The sequence below is a fragment of the Mesorhizobium helmanticense genome (genome assembly GCF_003034915.1).
GTDB classification, from domain to species: Bacteria; Pseudomonadota; Alphaproteobacteria; order Rhizobiales; family Rhizobiaceae; genus Mesorhizobium; species Mesorhizobium helmanticense.
This window is the reverse complement of sequence record NZ_PZJX01000126.1, coordinates 1-425: the sequence shown is the minus strand read 5'-3', so window position 1 is coordinate 425 and position 425 is coordinate 1. Positions and strand designations below refer to the sequence as shown.

Genomic DNA, 425 nt, shown 5'->3' with positions numbered 1-425 from the left:
TTTGGACTTCCTGTTGATATCGAGGCGAGCCCGAACAGGACAATTTTTGCAATCGGCGAACCGCCGACGAAAGCTCATCGCGCGCTCCATCTAGGGCAAGGGGAAAATACCATCGTTCTGACGTCTGACGCAGAGCTGGTAGCTCGGCAGAATGCAGGGCGTCGATTCGTCTTGTCTCCACCTATCACTCGGTCTTGGTCTGTAAGAAAGACATATGACCAACTTCTGGTCAGCGAAGTCGTTGACAAGCCGCGTCGGCTCTCTTGGATTACCAGCAACATCGCCCTGCTTAAAGGACATCGATATCGGCTGGCGTTTTTGGAACGGCTGAGAGAGGAGATCGAGTTCGACCTGTTCGGCCGAGGTTTTCAACTGATTGGAGATAAATGGGACGCACTTGCACCTTACCGCTACAGTATAGCCTT

The 425-nt window shown here is 52.5% G+C and carries 1 protein-coding gene; it reads left to right on the top strand.

Annotated features, from left to right (window positions below; translation table 11 throughout):
- The coding region (locus tag C9427_RS34605; protein ID WP_208636464.1) for a hypothetical protein at positions 1–425 on the top strand (425 nt) is incomplete at both ends.